Raw genomic sequence first — 14,624 nt, 5'->3', positions numbered from 1 at the left:
TGCCGCTTTGCCAGACCATGATTCCGGGCGAATGCAGGTAGATGCGTCCCAGGTGATGGATGTGATTGTTGAACACGAGGTTGTTGCGATTGACATCCTTGGTGCCCGGACCGTAGCCGCAAAGCAGGATGCCGGCTCCTCCCATGTGCTCGATATGGTTGCCGGAGATTTTGTTTTCCTGGCTGTGCAGGTCCACGCGGATCGCACCACTGCCGCTATGGGCAAAACGACAGTTTTCGATCACGCAGTTCTCGGCGCCGCGCAGACGAACCAACGCGTTGGCCTTGTCATGCATGTCCCAATCGTGTTGCAGTCCCGCATCGTCAGCGGTTAGCTGATAGCGTTCGCCGTGCATGAACGTCAGACCACGAAAGCACAGATTCCTGGCCGGGATGTCCTTGGGCCCTTCTTTGTCGACGTCGCCTTCGATGCGAATCAACTCCGTCAATTGAGGTGCCACCACGGGTGTCTGATTTCGCGGCCAAAGGTAGACCTTGCCCTGCTTTGTATTGAGTACCCATTCGCCCGGTTCGTCGAGTTCCTCCAGTGCGTTCTCCACCCAGCACGATTCGACGGTGGGCAAGAAATGCAGCTTGTTCATGGCGTAGGTTGCATCGATCGAGGTGCTCGCCATTTGTGTTTGTTCGTCCACCGATGCCAACGGAAGCACATTGGAAATCCACGCATGATGCGGGCGGACGATGATTTCCACGTCCTCCACATTCGGCCAGTTCTTCAAGCGACCTTTGGGGAAATGAATCCGGTTACGGCTGCCTCCACTGAGAGGGATAAAACCAGCCGAGCGGGCTCGCGGCAGCATGCCTTCGTCGTCAAAGAGCGTGAAAAAACGATTTGAAACGTCCGCGACCCACACCTGGCCGATCGCCGCGTCGGGCAAGCCAGGCAGGTCCTCGGTGACCTTCTTCCATCGGTCGATCGTTTGGCCCGAACTGAACACCGGGGTTTCGCCGGGATAGGCGGCGTAGGTGACGATCGCATCGTCCTGCGGTGAATCTTGCAATCCAAACACGACGGTTTCGTCCAGTCGGTAAGTCCCGCCGCGGATGAGCACCACGACATCGTTGGATGGCCGCTCTCCCGACTGCCGGATCGCGTCCCGCGCCCGCTGCAAGGTCGCGAACGGTCCGTCGTTGCCCTGCGGGTTGGGTTCTGCCAACGTGCCTGACCAACTGTCCGAACCGTTGGTAGCGACGTACCAATCGGCATCGGTCTCTGCTGCTCGGCCAACACTTCCAGCCAGTACGACCAACAACAGAACCAACAGATGTTTTATCATGTTCACTTGCTGCTTGCTTTTGATAACTGTTCCACAAAAAACTGCACGCTGCGATCGACAATGACATCGAATGACGGGTCAATCTCCGCGCCCACCTTGCGCCAGTTGTGTCCTGCATTTTGAATGATCATGACCTCCACCGGTGCCCCAAGTTCTTCCGCTCGCTCTTGCATGTACCACGCGTGCTTGACCGGAATGGTGGTGTCTTTGTCACCCTGGATCATCAGCAGTGGCGAACTGTCCTTGGACAGATAGTTGATGGGGCTCATCTCGCGGTAACGAGACAACTTGTCTTTCGGGTCGGCATCCAGATCCAGAATCCGGTTTCCAAAGCGGTCCGGGTTCTTGGATGAATCAGACGTCTGGAACAAGTCCACCTTTTCGAAATCGCACGGACCATACCAAGAGACGCCGGCGACGATGTTGTAGTTGGCATCCGCGAGACTTGGGTCTCCCGGCAAACTTTCCGGCGCTGAGAGCAGCAGCATCTGGGCAATTTGCCCTCCGGCGGAATCTCCCATCACAAAGAAGCGGGTGGGATCCAGGCCCAACGAATTGCCGTTGCTGGCCAGATACCTCACCGCATCTTTGCAATCGATCACGCAGTCTCGCATCAAGACCCCGCTGCCCTTCTTGGTAAGGCGGTAATCCACCGTCGCCACGCAGAAGCCTTTTTCGATCAGCTTCTCAAACAGCGGTTTGAACAAGCCCTTGGTGACGCCGTGCCTGCTGCCCGCCGCCCAACCTCCGCCGTGCGTGTAGACGATCAACGGGCACTTGCGGTCACGATTTCCTGTCGGGTAATAAAGATCCAAAGACAGCTTCTTGCCCCGAACCTTCTTGTACCCGACATCGAGCTTCTTTTCGCCTTCCGTCTCAAGGGACGCCGGCAACCTCTTGTTGGACTGAGTCGCATCCTGCGAAAAGCATGGCAGCCCGATCGTTGCTGCCGCCAGGCAGCAAACAAGGAGCTTCGTTGATGCAACTCTCATTTTCGCGAATCTCTAACTACAAGCCGACAGGGGCAAAGGACCTCGAGCGTGACGACTCAACTCGCCGCAGCGGCTTCTTTTTCAGTTTGTCCCGAGAACAGGTAGACAGCGAATCCAAAGACCGCGATGACGACAAAGCAAATCAGCGGCAGGAAGAACGACACGCGAACGGATTCCAACGTCTGGCCCGCGATCGTCATCCCCGGGCCGTCAATCAAACCGCCTTGATACCGCGGCATGAACGCGCCGCCGACAATCGCAAAGATCAAACCTGCGGATCCCAGCTTGGCGTCATTGGGCGTCAACCCGCTCAGGGCGATTCCGTAAATGGTCGGGAACATCAGCGACATGCAGGCTGAGACGCCGATCAAGCAATACAAGCCCGGCATGCCTTGGACAAAGATCGCTCCGGTCGTCAGCAAGCCGCCGCCGACGGCCAGGATTCCCAGCAACAAACCGGGCGACAGGTATTTCAGGATGAAGGTGCAAATGAACCGGCTGGCCAGAAAGATCACCATCGCAATGATGTTGTAGTTCTGCGCCTGTGCCGCGCTGAGTCCGACGAGTGTCATCCCATAGTGAATGATGAATGTCCAGCACATGATCTGCGCGCCGACGTAAAACGCCTGCGCGACCACGCCGCCGACGTATCGCCAACTGGTCAACAGGTGCTTCAACAGCGCTTTCAGTTCGATCTTTTCCTCCTCATGCCCGGTGTCCGGCAGTTTCGAGACGGCGAAGACGACGAGCACCAGCAGCACGACGATTGCGATGACGACGTACGGCGTTTTCACGACGTCCAAGTCATGCGCCACCATCGCTTGCCGTTCGTCAAAGTGATCTTCGGCATGCTGTTCCATCGCCGTGGTGATCAAGCCATCGACTTCACTGGGCAGCATCGTCGCGTATTCCGGATGCGCCTGCAGTTGCGTCTCCCGAAACTCCGAAACCTGCAGAGCCGGCAAGATGAACGTACTGGCGACCACCATGCCGGTCAGCGATCCGATCGGGTTGAAGGCCTGGGCAAGATTGAGTCGTTGAGTCGCCGTTTCGCGCGGGCCCATCGACAGGATGTACGGATTCGCGGTGGTTTCCAAAAACGCCAGCCCGAAGGTCAGTACGTAAAAGCCGACCAGGAAGACGTTGAAGTTCATCATCATGCTGGCCGGAATCGTCAGCAGGGCGCCGATGGCGTACAGCAACAGCCCGACGATAATCCCGGACTTGTAGGAAACCTTGCGGATCACGAGCGCCGCCGGGATCGCCATCGTCGCGTAGCCGCCATAGAACGCCCACTGAACCAGACTGCTCTGAGCGTTGCTGATCAAAAAGATCTCTTTGAACGCTCGCACCAACGGGTTGGTGATGTCGTTGGCGAAACCCCAGAGCGCAAAGAGGGTTGTGACAATCACAAACGGATAGATGAACTGAGTCGGCACCACGGGTAAATCGCGGGCCGGGCCAACGGTCGCTGCGTCGGCTGATGGGCTGTCTTCGTCGGTCATTCGGTTCCTGACTGTATGCTCTCAGGGGTGTGGGCGGAGGCATCATGCGGCAGAAAGCATTTGCGTCGCAACGATTTTCTGCCGGAAACCAGACGATAGTTCAATCAAACGCCTCGGGGATACGGATTCGCAACATGATTGTAATGAATTGCGGCACCCCGACGACGCAGCCTGCGCAGAAGACTCGTCCGCGCTCCTCCTATCGCGACGTGAAGCGTCGTTTCAATCAAAAGTCAGACACCGAACCGGAGTATTCAGTCAGCACTTTGGCATCGAACTGAAAGTCGTCCACCGTCACATGTCCCCATCCGTCGGTCGAATGGTCGACGACTTTGATGAACATCTTTTGCCCCGCGTACGGAGTGGTGTCCCACACGGCTTGCTGCATGGCCTGGTGGTTGATGCCGCGTGCGACTGCGACTTCTTCGCCGTCGGCCGTGCACAACGCGGCGTAGGTGGACGGTCCGCGTCCGCCGCCGATCCGGAAAGTCATCGTTCCGCCTTGGGGAATGAACAGCGGTGAGATGATCACGCCGGTCTGCTTGTCCATGCCCTTGGTGGCTTCGGCGGAGGGTTCAAGCGTCGTCAGATAGAAGTCGCCCTGTTTGTTGTACTCTCCTTGGTTGTGGAAAAAGCGGTCTCTGCTACCGATGACATGCCCGAACTCGCCATCGACGACCTTCCATGGTTCCAGCACGCCGGATTCGAAATCGAAGGACGCGGTTCGGGGACTCGGTGTCGCCGGCGTTTTCTTTGCGGGGTTGCCTGGCGCACGCGGATTTCGTTTCGCCGGGCCGGACGCTTGCTTGGGAGGCGCGTAACTTGAAAGCAACGCGTCGAGTTCCTTCACCACCTCGGGACGTTCCTTGTATACGTTTCGGGTTTGATTGACGTCCGCTTCCAGATCGTAAAGCTGAGCGGGAGGGGCGTCCTTTTTGATTTTTCCGTCTTCGATGTCGCTGTTGACCGAACCCACAAAGCTGACCGCCGGCGGTCCCGCGAACGTGTGATCGCCCGGTTTGCGTCCCCCGAACCCGCCGCTGCCCTGACGGGGAATGTACATCCACTTTCCTTTGCGGACCGACAGGTGCGTGCCCTTGTGCGGTGCGAGGACCAGGTGGTCACGTAGCGGTTGCTCCGGTTCGTCGACAAAGGCAGCCAGCATGTTGACGCTGTCAGCCTGCTCAGGCTTGTCCAGCTTTTGCCCGGTGACAGCGGCAAACGTTGCCAGCATGTCGACGTTTCCGATCAACTGGTTGGACGTCGTTCCGGCCTTCACCTTGCCCGGCCAGCGGACGATCATCGGTACGCGGTGACCGCCTTCCCAGACGCCGAACTTGAATCCCAGCAGGTCGCCGTTTTGTCGATGCCCCGCTTTGAAAGCGGCCTGTCCGCCATGGTTGAACATGCCGCCGTTGTCACTGGTGAAAATCACCAGCGTGTTGTCGCTCAAACCGTTTTCTTCCAGACACGCCATCACCTCCCCGACAATCCAGTCCAGTTCATGGATGAAGTCGCCATAAAGTCCGCATTGGCTGGTGCCCTGAAACCGTTTGGCCGGTGTAAACGGATGATGAATGTTGGTCGTTGCCAGATACAGAAAGAACGGTTTGTCCTTGCGTTCATTGATCCACTCGACCGACTTCTCCGCCAACGTGGTGCCGACCCGGTAATCGTTGAACAATTTGTGAGCTTCCTTCGCTCCACCGAATTGGTTGCGACTGCGCTGCGCGGCCTCCGGAGGAATCGGTGTGATCGGCGTGGCGCCCTTTGGGTTTCTGCCCAGAAAAACCAACGGATCGGCGGGATCGCTTCCGACGATGCGATCATTTTCCACAAAGACATACGGAGGTGCACTGTTGACCACAGGCATCCCAAAGTAGTAATCAAAACCGAGGTCTTGTGGTCCGGGACGCAGCGGTTCCTGCCAATCGTTCTCTTCTTGACCGAACCCCAAATGCCATTTTCCAAATGCTGCTGTGCTGTAGCCGCTGTTTTTAAACACATCTGCGATCGTGGTTTTCTCGGTGTCGACGAGAAGCGGTGAGGTCACCGGAGCTGGTCCCCAGATGCCCCTGCCCCCGTTACCGCGCAGCGGGTATTGGCCGGTGAGCAGCGCGTAGCGCGATGGGGTGCAGACCGCTGAGACCGAATGGGCGTCGGTAAATCGGCGGCCTTCGGCGGCAAGTCGGTCGATATTGGGCGTTTGCACCTTGGTTGCGCCATAACAGCCCAGGTCGCCGTAGCCGAGGTCATCGGCAAAGATCAGAACGACGTTGGGCGGTGTGTCGGCGGCGCGGCAGAATGAAACCGTCGCCAACGAAAGAAAAAGACTGGCCGAGAGTATCAGGGGAATGTTCTTCATGGTTGCTTGTCGTCTTATCATGCGGAAAGTCTGGAGTACGGAGGGACAGTCACTCTTTCGACTGTGTCACGGTCAGGTAATAGCATCCCAACTCGTGTCCCACCGCTGCATCGCCGGATGGCTTCAGCGAGAAGTAAGGTGAGAATCTGTGCTCGCCTTGGGTCAACCGGTGGGTGAAACGTACGAATGCGTCGTCTTCGCCGACAGGCTTCGTTTCGAGGTCCTTGTCGTCGATTCGAAGCGTGGCCGAGATAATCGGCAGCGCAGTTCCGCGAACAGCCGAGTAGCTCGGCAGACACCCGGGAGTCACCGGAAGGGCGTGGACTCCTTCCCGAATCCTCAAGCCGGACTCGGAGGGCCAACGACGTACTTCAAAGTCGTAATCGCCGGTCCGTGTCACGTGAACCGCCCAGTGTCCGTTGAATCGGGCAGGCTTTGTCGGTTTCTCGCCGCGGCCGCTCGGCAAGCGCGGACTCCGGATCAATCCCTGGTTCCACGGCGGCGGCTGATCGATCCACTGGAGCGCAGTGATTTGTAATTCGGCCGTCTCCGGTGATCCCACGTAAACGTGCGATGTCCGGGAGAACGTCGGCTCTAATTCCGCCCACCAGTTTTCATACCAGCCTCGCAGTCTTGCAACTTGCTCCGGATGCTCGTCGGCGAGATCATGCTGCTGCCCCGGATCAAGCCGGATGTCATAAAGTTCATCGCCCCGAATCAGTCGCCACTTGCCAGACATCACCGATGAGTCCTTCCACTTTCGGGGCGATTGAAGCCTCTGCGAATCGGAAATGACCACTCGGCTTTCCCAGTCGAACGACGGGTCGCCTTCGCCGGCGAGCAGCTTGCGGATGGATCGACCGTCGAGTGCGACGTCTTTGCACGGCTCGACATCGCACAAGTCGAGCAAGGTCGGAAGCACGTCGACCATGTGGGTCAGTTCTGGAATCCGAACATGTTTCGAGTAGCCACCGTCCGGCCAATGGAGCGCCAACGGAACGCGATGCCCGCCTTCGTAAGGACTGATTTTTCCTCCCCGCATGCCGGCATTAAATTGCTTGGGACCTACTGAGCCGTTGTCGGTGGTGAAGACAAAGATGGTGTTGTCGGCGACGCCTTGCTTTTCAAGGAAAGTCCGCAGACGACCGACATTGTCGTCGATGTTGGTCAGCATCCCGTAGAACGCGGCGGCTTGACGGTTCTGGTTCGGGTAGAGACTCGAGTATTCAGGCGGGCACACCCAAGGTTTATGCGGCGCGGTGGTCGCGATCCAGGCAAAGAAGGGCTTCTTGCGTTCGACCTGCTCTTTGATGAAACGCTGGCTCTCGGCGAAGAACACGTCTGTGCTGTAACCGGTCGACGGCGTCGCCTGGCCATTGCGGAAGTGATGATCGTCAAAGTAGTTGTTGTCCCAGTAGTCGGCGGTGACTCCGGTTGCACCACCCCGGATGCAGTAGGCTTCGTCAAAGCCTCGGTCCTGCGGTCGATACGGGTAGTGGTCTCCGAGGTGCCATTTCCCAAACATGCCGGTCGAATATCCGGCGGCTTGGAAATGATCCGCGATGGTCACCTCATCCTGGTACATCATCGCACGGGCGAAGAACGTGTGCCACACGCCGGTTCGATTCGTCCATCGTCCGGTCAGCATCGCCGACCGGGTCGGTGAGCACGAGGGCGCTACGTGAAAGTCCTCCAGCCAAACCGATTCCCCGGCGAGCTTGTCGAGGTGGGGTGTCTTGATCAACGGGTTGCCCGTAAATCCAAGGTCGCCATAGCCCTGATCGTCGGTAATGACGAAGACGACGTTCGGCGGCTGCTCCACTGCAAGTGTCAAGCCGGACGTCAGCAGGAAGCAGCCCAAAACAGGTGCGAAGGAAGACAGTTTCATGGTCTACTTTGAACGCGGTTTCGGATTTTTGATCTCCGGCACGACCGGCACGTTGAGCACTTCTTCCGGATCCGGTTTGCGGTTCGAGGTCGTGTCTGAATCGCCATACCAATACATCCCGACCGCGTAGCCCATCTCGCAATCCGTCCAGGACCAGATTTCCATGTCCAGTCGTAGCGAGCTGCTGAAGGGCATCGTATCGAGCGCGCGGGTGCGGGTTTCGGTGCTGAAGCCCTGCGTGTTCTTCTCGTCGATCTTGGGTTTGCGGTTCAGCTGATTGTACTTGTGACTGAACGTCTGGGCGTGAAACGGGTGTTCGTAAAAGTCGGTGCTGCGACCTCCCCAAGAATACGCGTAATAGTCTTCGGTGCCCGTGCCGAAGATCGACGGGAACGATTCGCCGTCGACGAAAATCTTTTCGTCACCTTCGCCCCACCATCGCTCCACCGGATTCATGATCGTCAGCGTATCGCCGACGTAGACACCGCGTCCCTTCAGCGTGACGTAGTTCCAATCTGAATACGGCCGTGTCGGCACGGGGAATTGCCCTCGCCAAGCAGCGTGAAAGTACATACTGGATGAATCCCAGGCCCAATCTCCGACCGTTGCCGTCAGTTCAACGTCAACCGGCTCCTCGCCCAGGTTCAAGATCGAAACCGTTGCATCGTTTTGATACGGCATGACCCAACGGCTGGTCATCGTGCCGTCGCTGTCAACCGTGCGATACCATCCTTGGAACGGGTTCAGGCCGATGCCGGAACCGAAGAAGTCGCCGATCGGGCACCAGACCGTTTCCTTTCCGTCAAAGCTGATTTTCAAAACGACGTGCCGAGTGATGTTCGCGTCGTCGTAGCTGTCCAGTTTGAGCGACAGGGTTTGGATCGCGGCGGCGCCCTCTCTCAGCGACACAGACTGCTGCTGGCCGCCGCCGAGGGTCTCCTTCAGTTTGACCACGTCGCCTGCCGCGGCCTTGGCCGGGTTGAGAAGAGAATCACAGGTTGCGGTGATCAATGACTTGGCGGACCGAAATTCTTCCATCGAAAACGTCGTCACGTCGACGTCTTGCTGATACTCGCGGTACGTGAACTGGAAGAAGAATGGGTGATCCGACATCGTCACCTTGCAGCTCTTGGCGTAAGGAATCGGGAAAAACGAAACGGCTGACCGCAGGGACTCGTGTGCCAGTGGAAACGGAATCAGACCCTTTCCCTGAAACAGATCGAACATGTTGCCTTCGAGGGCCGGTTCGGACGCACCATCGAGGTAGAACCGAATGATGATGTCGGATCCGGGTTTCAATTGGTTTCGCCAGGGTACCCAAAATCGGACAATCGCCCCCGGACCTTCGTCTTCCATCACCACCCATTCCTTGCGGCCGTGGTTTTCTTCGATGCGAACGAAATTGTGGTGTTTGTCGCTCGTGTTGCGATCAAAGTTACTGAACCATCCCTTGGGGTCGTCGGGCGTTTTGGAAGCCCGGTCGTAGCTGCTGGCTTGCTTGAGACGGAAGTCGGCTTTCGGGTACCGCGCCACCTGATCGCGATCAACCATCTCCCTGAGCAAAGACTGGATCGAAACAGGCTGCTGTGATTGAACGTGAGTCGCAGCCAGCGCCACGACGGCGAAGATGAGACAAGTGCTTTTCGAGATGCTCTTCATGATTGTGATGCCGTTTGTCAATAGCTCAGCTTACCGCCTCGGGCGGGCTTCTGTCGCTCGCTCTTCCACCATTGGTCGGGGCCTTCGGACTCGATGCCCTCCCAGACGGAGAACAGAATGCGCTTCATCTGTTCGGTTTTTTCAGGCATCTCGGCCGACAGGTCGTTTTCTTCTTTCCAGTCTTTCTGGATTTCATACAGTTGGAAATCAGTGAGCGTTTCATCGCCGACGATCTTCCAATCTCCGATCCGCATCGCCACGCGGTCGCCCGGTGGCGAAACGTGCGTTCTCCAGAACAGCGGTACCTTTCGTTCGACAGGCTTGCCCGCAAATGCGGGCAGCATGCTGACGCCGTCGATGGTGCGATCTGTCGGCAGCGGAATGCCCGTGATGTCCAGCACCGTGGCGAAAATATCCGTGCCAACGACGGGGACATCGCTGACCGTGCCGGGTTTGATGTGGCCCGGCCAGCGGGCAACACCGGGCACACGGATGCCGCCTTCATGATCGCTGCGTTTACCGCCTCGCAAACCGCCGGTCGTACCGCCAAACTTTGCGACCGGTCCGTTGTCCGACGTGAAGATCACCAAGGTGTTGTCGCTGACGCCTTCTTCGTCAAGCGCTGACATCACTTGCCCGAGCGCGTGGTCGAGCTGCGTGATGTTGCCCATGTAGGTGCTGTTCTCGTGCCCGTCGTACAGTTCAGAGAATCTTGGGTCGGTCGCAATCGGTGAATGTGGCTCATGGATCCAAATGGACAGCGCGAAGGGCTTCGAATCATCACGCACTTCACTCAACCAATGTGCCGCTTCGGCGGCAACCAAGGGCGCTGAGAAACCTTCGAGTTCACCGACGGGCTTTCCATTGCGAACGAAGTTGTTGGGGTTCTTGTGGCTCGGCTCCGCGTTATTGTGCGTCGCCATCCAGTAGTCGTAGCCATGATCGCCAGGTTGTGGATACTCCGGCGTATTGAACTGCGGCTTTGAATTGAGGTGCCATTTACCGACGTGGCAGGTTTCATAGCCGATCGATTTCAACAGCTTCGGATACGTGACTTCGCTCCGCCGCAAGTGAGCTTCGTGATTGCCCGACAGGTGCCGATAGACGCCGTTGCGATAGGGAGTCCGGCCGGTCAGGATCGCTGACCGCGACGGCGAGCAAACCCCGCAAGCCGAATAGCACTGAGTGAACTTGACACCCTGGGAGGCCAGTTTGTCCAGGTTGGGTGTTTGAATCAGCTCGTGGCCATAAGTTGCCGAATCACCCCACCCCATGTCGTCGGCCAGGAACACCACGATGTTCGGTTGGGTCTGCTCGGCAGCGTTCAAAACGGCCAGCGAAATCAGGCTCAGGAATACGCAGAGTGGCAGTGGTCTTCGCATCGTGTCTTCACGCAATTCAGGAGGGAGCGGGGGAGGAGTCGAGGGGGAAAGGCAGACCCGATCGGTCGATACCTCGTTGGCGCGCTGACGGCACGGCATTGGGGATGCACTGACCGATGGAGTTGGCATCGCGTTCCCCCTGAACGATCGCGACAGTCTCGCACGGCTGAGATAGCCAACAGTTTACCCCCATCGCCACGACGCTGACGGCCAAATTGCGGCATTCAATGATCTATATGCGACACGCAGGGCGTAGGGTGGGCGTTGGGTGGGGGAGTTGCCGGGCGGGGGCATGGCCGTGCCGTTTCGTGTCTAATGGAGCCATCAACATCGACTTCTCCATCTGAGTCTTGCATTTTGAATCATGACACGACCGCTACAACGTTTGATCACTGCCGGAGTTCTTTTCGCCGTTGCTTTTCAGGTTTGCGTCGGCCTCGGGACCGGTTCGTTGCTTGCGGCGCCGCCGAATTTGGTTTTGATCATCGCCGATGACATGAACTGGGATGATTGCGGCGCCTACGGTCATCCTGCGATTCGAACACCGAACATCGACCGTTTGGCGACCGAGGGGCTGCGGTTTGAGCACGCTTATCTGACCACCAACTCGTGCAGCCCGTCTCGGTCGAGCATTTTGACCGGCAAGTATCCCCACAACACGGGGGCCGAGCAGTTGCACTGGCCCTTGCCCGAGGGCACTGGGACCTTTTCGGCCGAACTACAGAAGCTCGGCTACTACACCGCGGCGGCCGGAAAGTGGCACCTCGGCGATGCGGTGCGAGACCATTTCGACCGGATCTACGAAGCGTCGACGGCGGGATTTGTATTGCCATCGGGTGAAGACGGGCAACCGCCCAAAATGATCGCCAAGCAACCCAGCGGATGCGAGGACTGGGAGCAAGCGATTGAGGATCGGCCCCGCGATCGACCGTTCTTTCTTTGGCTGGCCGCTCTTGATCCACACCGTGAATACACCGACGGAGCGCTCGATCCGCCGCATCGTACCGAAGACGTCATCGTGCCGGCACATTTGCCTGATACCGCGGACGTCCGCGAAGACTTGCGACTGTATTATGACGAAATCGGTCGACTGGATACCTACGTCGGCAAAGTGGTTGCAAAGCTCCAGCAGCAGGGAGTCGCGGACAACACCTTGATTTTGTTCATCAGCGACAACGGACGTCCTTTTCCGCGCGACAAGACGACACTTTACGATGGCGGCATTCGCACGCCGTGGATCGTCCGTTGGCCGCACGTGGTCAAGCCGGGCACCACGACCGACGCGTTGGTCAGTGCCGTGGACATTGCGCCGACGTTCCTGGAGCTTGCCGGTGCAACGTCATCGCTGGCGACCGAAGGGCAAAGCTTCGTCCGGGTGCTTGACGATCCCACGCTGTCGCATCGTGAGTTTGCGTTCGCCGAAGACCACTGGCACGACTATGAGGACCATGCCCGCAGCGTGATGACGCAGCAATACAAACTGATTCGCAACGACTACATCGATCTGCCGCCGACGCCCTCGGCCGATGCCGGACGCGGACTGAGTTGGCAAAACATGCTGCGTCTGCAACAGCAAGGGAAATTGTTGCCACACCAACAAACGTGCTTTCGGGCACCACGCGACAAGTGGGAACTGTACGACCTGCAGCGTGATCCCGGCGAGTTGCACAATCGTATCCATGACCCCGCGTACCAAAGCGTCCGTGATCGCTTGACAGTCGCCTTGGAAGACTGGACCAAGCGAACCGGTGACTATCTGCCGACGCGACGAACGCCGGATGAATTCGACCGCGTGACGGGCGAACCGGATCACAGTGTCCGCGTGCGACCGAGGCCATCGAAGTTAGAGATGTTTGGAACCAACGGAAAGTACTAAAAAACCATTCCGCAACAGCCGCCCGCCGAGAGATCCATCTGATGAAACCATGCTACCTTGTTCCGGTCGCGTTCCTGCTGACGCTGGCCGGTTCGTTGGCGAGTCCATCATCGCAAGCCGACGAGCCTCGTAATGTTTTGATCATTCAGACCGACGAGCACAATTTCCGAACGCTCGGTTGCTATCGCCAGACGCTGTCCGAGGAGCAAGCGTTTGTGTGGGGGAAAGAGGCGTTCGTGGAGACTCCGGCGATCGATTCGATTGCCCGGCGCGGCGCCCTTTGTACGTCGTTTTATGCGACCAGCCCCGTTTGCACGCCCTCCCGCGCCGCGTTCTTCACCGGACGGTATCCGCACCGGACCGGCAGCCATACCAACAACGAGCCGATGGACAGTGACATCGTCACCTTCGCCGAGGTGCTTCGCCGGGATGGCTATGCCACCGGATACGCCGGCAAATGGCACCTCGACGGGCCTGGTAAACCGCAGTGGGCCCCGAGACGACAATTCGGTTTCAGCGACAATCGCTTCATGTTCAACCGCGGACATTGGAAAAACTTTGAGCTGACCGACGCCGGGCCACGAGTCGGTTCGCGTGACAAAAATGATGCGCCCAGCTACGACGTCGGTGACGCCGATGATCAGACCTTTGCAACCGACTGGCTGGCCGACCGCGCCATGGATTTCATCCGCGAACATGCCGACGAGCCGTTTTGTTACCACCTCAGTCTTCCGGATCCGCATGGTCCCAACACGGTGCGCCCACCCTACGACACGATGTTTGCCGACATGGTCATTCGACCGCCGATGTCGTTTTCGATGGCAAACGAGAATCCGGCTTGGGCAGCGGTTGGAGGAAAAAACTCGGCGGCACGATTCAACCCGGCGCTGATGGCGCTGTACTTCGGCATGGTCCGTTGTATCGATGACAACGTCGGCCAAATCTTGGACACCTTGGCGGAACTGAAGCTGACCGACAAAACCATCATCGTGTTCACCTCGGACCACGGTGACCTTTGTTTCGAACATGGACGGCTGAACAAGGGCAACCCGTATGAGGCGAGTGCGAAGATTCCGATGATCATCGCGGCGCCGGGGTTGATCCCGGCGGGGACGCGAGTCGACCAGGCACTCGGCACGGTCGACTTTGCCCCGACATTGTTGTCGTTGCTCGGAAAACAATCGACAACGGGAGCGGTTGGCCGCGATGCGTCGCCGTTGCTGACCGCCCAGAGCGATGTGGCGTGGGACGATGTGGCGATCATTCAATCTTCGGGACTCAAACCGTCTTGGTTTGCAGTGATCACCGATCGGTACAAGCTCGTGCTGTCGATTTCGGAACGCCCCTGGCTGTTCGATCTGAAAACCGACCCCGACGAATTAAAAAACTCCATCGACCTGGATCAGAATCGTGACATCGTTCGTCAATTGGCCGGGCGTTTGCGCGATTACACACGAGCACAAGACGCCGGGTTCTTGAATCCGAAGCTGAAGCAGCAAATCGACACGTTGGTGTCTAGCCTTTAGGCGATTCTGGGTCGCTGCGGAGCAGCGAGGATGGGCGGCTAAAGCCTGCACACCAGCGCACGTTGGTGTCTAGCCGTTAGGCGATTCTGGGTCGCTGCTTTGCAGCGAGGATGGGCGGCTAAAGCCTGCACACC

At 58.1% G+C, this 14,624-nt stretch carries 9 protein-coding genes; 2 read left to right on the top strand and 7 right to left on the bottom strand.

Features of this window, described 5'->3' with window-relative positions; translation table 11 throughout:
- The 7 genes from ABX749_RS05145 to ABX749_RS05115 all read right to left on the bottom strand — a co-directional run.
- Nucleotides 1–1,297, bottom strand: a 1,297-nt coding sequence (locus ABX749_RS05145; protein WP_372895051.1) for a right-handed parallel beta-helix repeat-containing protein, incomplete at its 3' end; no start/stop codon positions are given.
- A gap of 2 nt (nt 1,298–1,299) precedes the next feature.
- Entirely contained in the window at nt 1,300–2,190 is an 891-nt protein-coding gene (locus tag ABX749_RS05140; RefSeq protein ID WP_372895050.1) for an alpha/beta hydrolase family protein, read from the bottom strand.
- 155 nt (nt 2,191–2,345) lie between these two features.
- Nucleotides 2,346–3,794, bottom strand: coding sequence for an L-fucose:H+ symporter permease (gene fucP / locus ABX749_RS05135; protein WP_372895049.1), 1,449 nt, complete (start codon nt 3,792–3,794; stop codon nt 2,346–2,348).
- A 226-nt stretch (nt 3,795–4,020) separates the two neighbouring features.
- Nucleotides 4,021–6,159 carry an arylsulfatase gene (locus ABX749_RS05130; protein WP_372895048.1) on the bottom strand — a complete coding sequence of 713 codons (2,139 nt, stop codon included), beginning with the start codon at nt 6,157–6,159 and terminating at the stop codon, nt 4,021–4,023.
- Nucleotides 6,160–6,208: 49 nt separating this feature from the next.
- On the bottom strand, nt 6,209–8,047 hold the full coding sequence (locus ABX749_RS05125) for an arylsulfatase (protein ID WP_372895047.1): 1,839 nt from the start codon (nt 8,045–8,047) through the stop codon (nt 6,209–6,211).
- A 3-nt stretch (nt 8,048–8,050) separates the two neighbouring features.
- Nucleotides 8,051–9,706, bottom strand: coding sequence for a glycoside hydrolase family 172 protein (locus tag ABX749_RS05120; protein ID WP_372895046.1), 1,656 nt, complete (start codon nt 9,704–9,706; stop codon nt 8,051–8,053).
- A gap of 17 nt (nt 9,707–9,723) precedes the next feature.
- Nucleotides 9,724–11,088, bottom strand: a complete 1,365-nt coding sequence (locus ABX749_RS05115; RefSeq protein WP_372895045.1) for a sulfatase — start codon at nt 11,086–11,088, stop codon at nt 9,724–9,726.
- A 364-nt stretch (nt 11,089–11,452) separates the two neighbouring features.
- On the opposite strand from ABX749_RS05115, the gene ABX749_RS05110 reads away from it, so the two are divergent.
- Nucleotides 11,453–12,964, top strand: coding sequence for a sulfatase (locus tag ABX749_RS05110; protein WP_372895044.1), 1,512 nt, complete (start codon nt 11,453–11,455; stop codon nt 12,962–12,964).
- Between the two features lie 41 nt (nt 12,965–13,005).
- On the top strand, nt 13,006–14,490 hold the full coding sequence (locus ABX749_RS05105; protein ID WP_372895043.1) for a sulfatase: 1,485 nt from the start codon (nt 13,006–13,008) through the stop codon (nt 14,488–14,490).
- The last annotated feature ends 134 nt before the right edge of the window (nt 14,491–14,624 follow it).

The sequence above is a fragment of the Stieleria sp. genome (assembly GCF_041595215.1).
Lineage (GTDB): Bacteria > Planctomycetota > Planctomycetia > Pirellulales > Pirellulaceae > Stieleria > Stieleria magnilauensis.
This window is presented reverse-complemented; position numbering and strand designations above follow the sequence as displayed.

Coding starts and splice junctions, on each gene's coding strand:
- fucP (WP_372895049.1), bottom strand. CDS start 3,794: ATGACCGACGAAGACAGCCCATCAGCCGACGCAGCGACCGTTGGCCCG.
- ABX749_RS05130 (WP_372895048.1), bottom strand. CDS start 6,159: ATGAAGAACATTCCCCTGATACTCTCGGCCAGTCTTTTTCTTTCGTTG.
- ABX749_RS05125 (WP_372895047.1), bottom strand. CDS start 8,047: ATGAAACTGTCTTCCTTCGCACCTGTTTTGGGCTGCTTCCTGCTGACG.
- ABX749_RS05120 (WP_372895046.1), bottom strand. CDS start 9,706: ATGAAGAGCATCTCGAAAAGCACTTGTCTCATCTTCGCCGTCGTGGCG.
- ABX749_RS05115 (WP_372895045.1), bottom strand. CDS start 11,088: ATGCGAAGACCACTGCCACTCTGCGTATTCCTGAGCCTGATTTCGCTG.
- ABX749_RS05110 (WP_372895044.1), top strand. CDS start 11,453: ATGACACGACCGCTACAACGTTTGATCACTGCCGGAGTTCTTTTCGCC.
- ABX749_RS05105 (WP_372895043.1), top strand. CDS start 13,006: ATGAAACCATGCTACCTTGTTCCGGTCGCGTTCCTGCTGACGCTGGCC.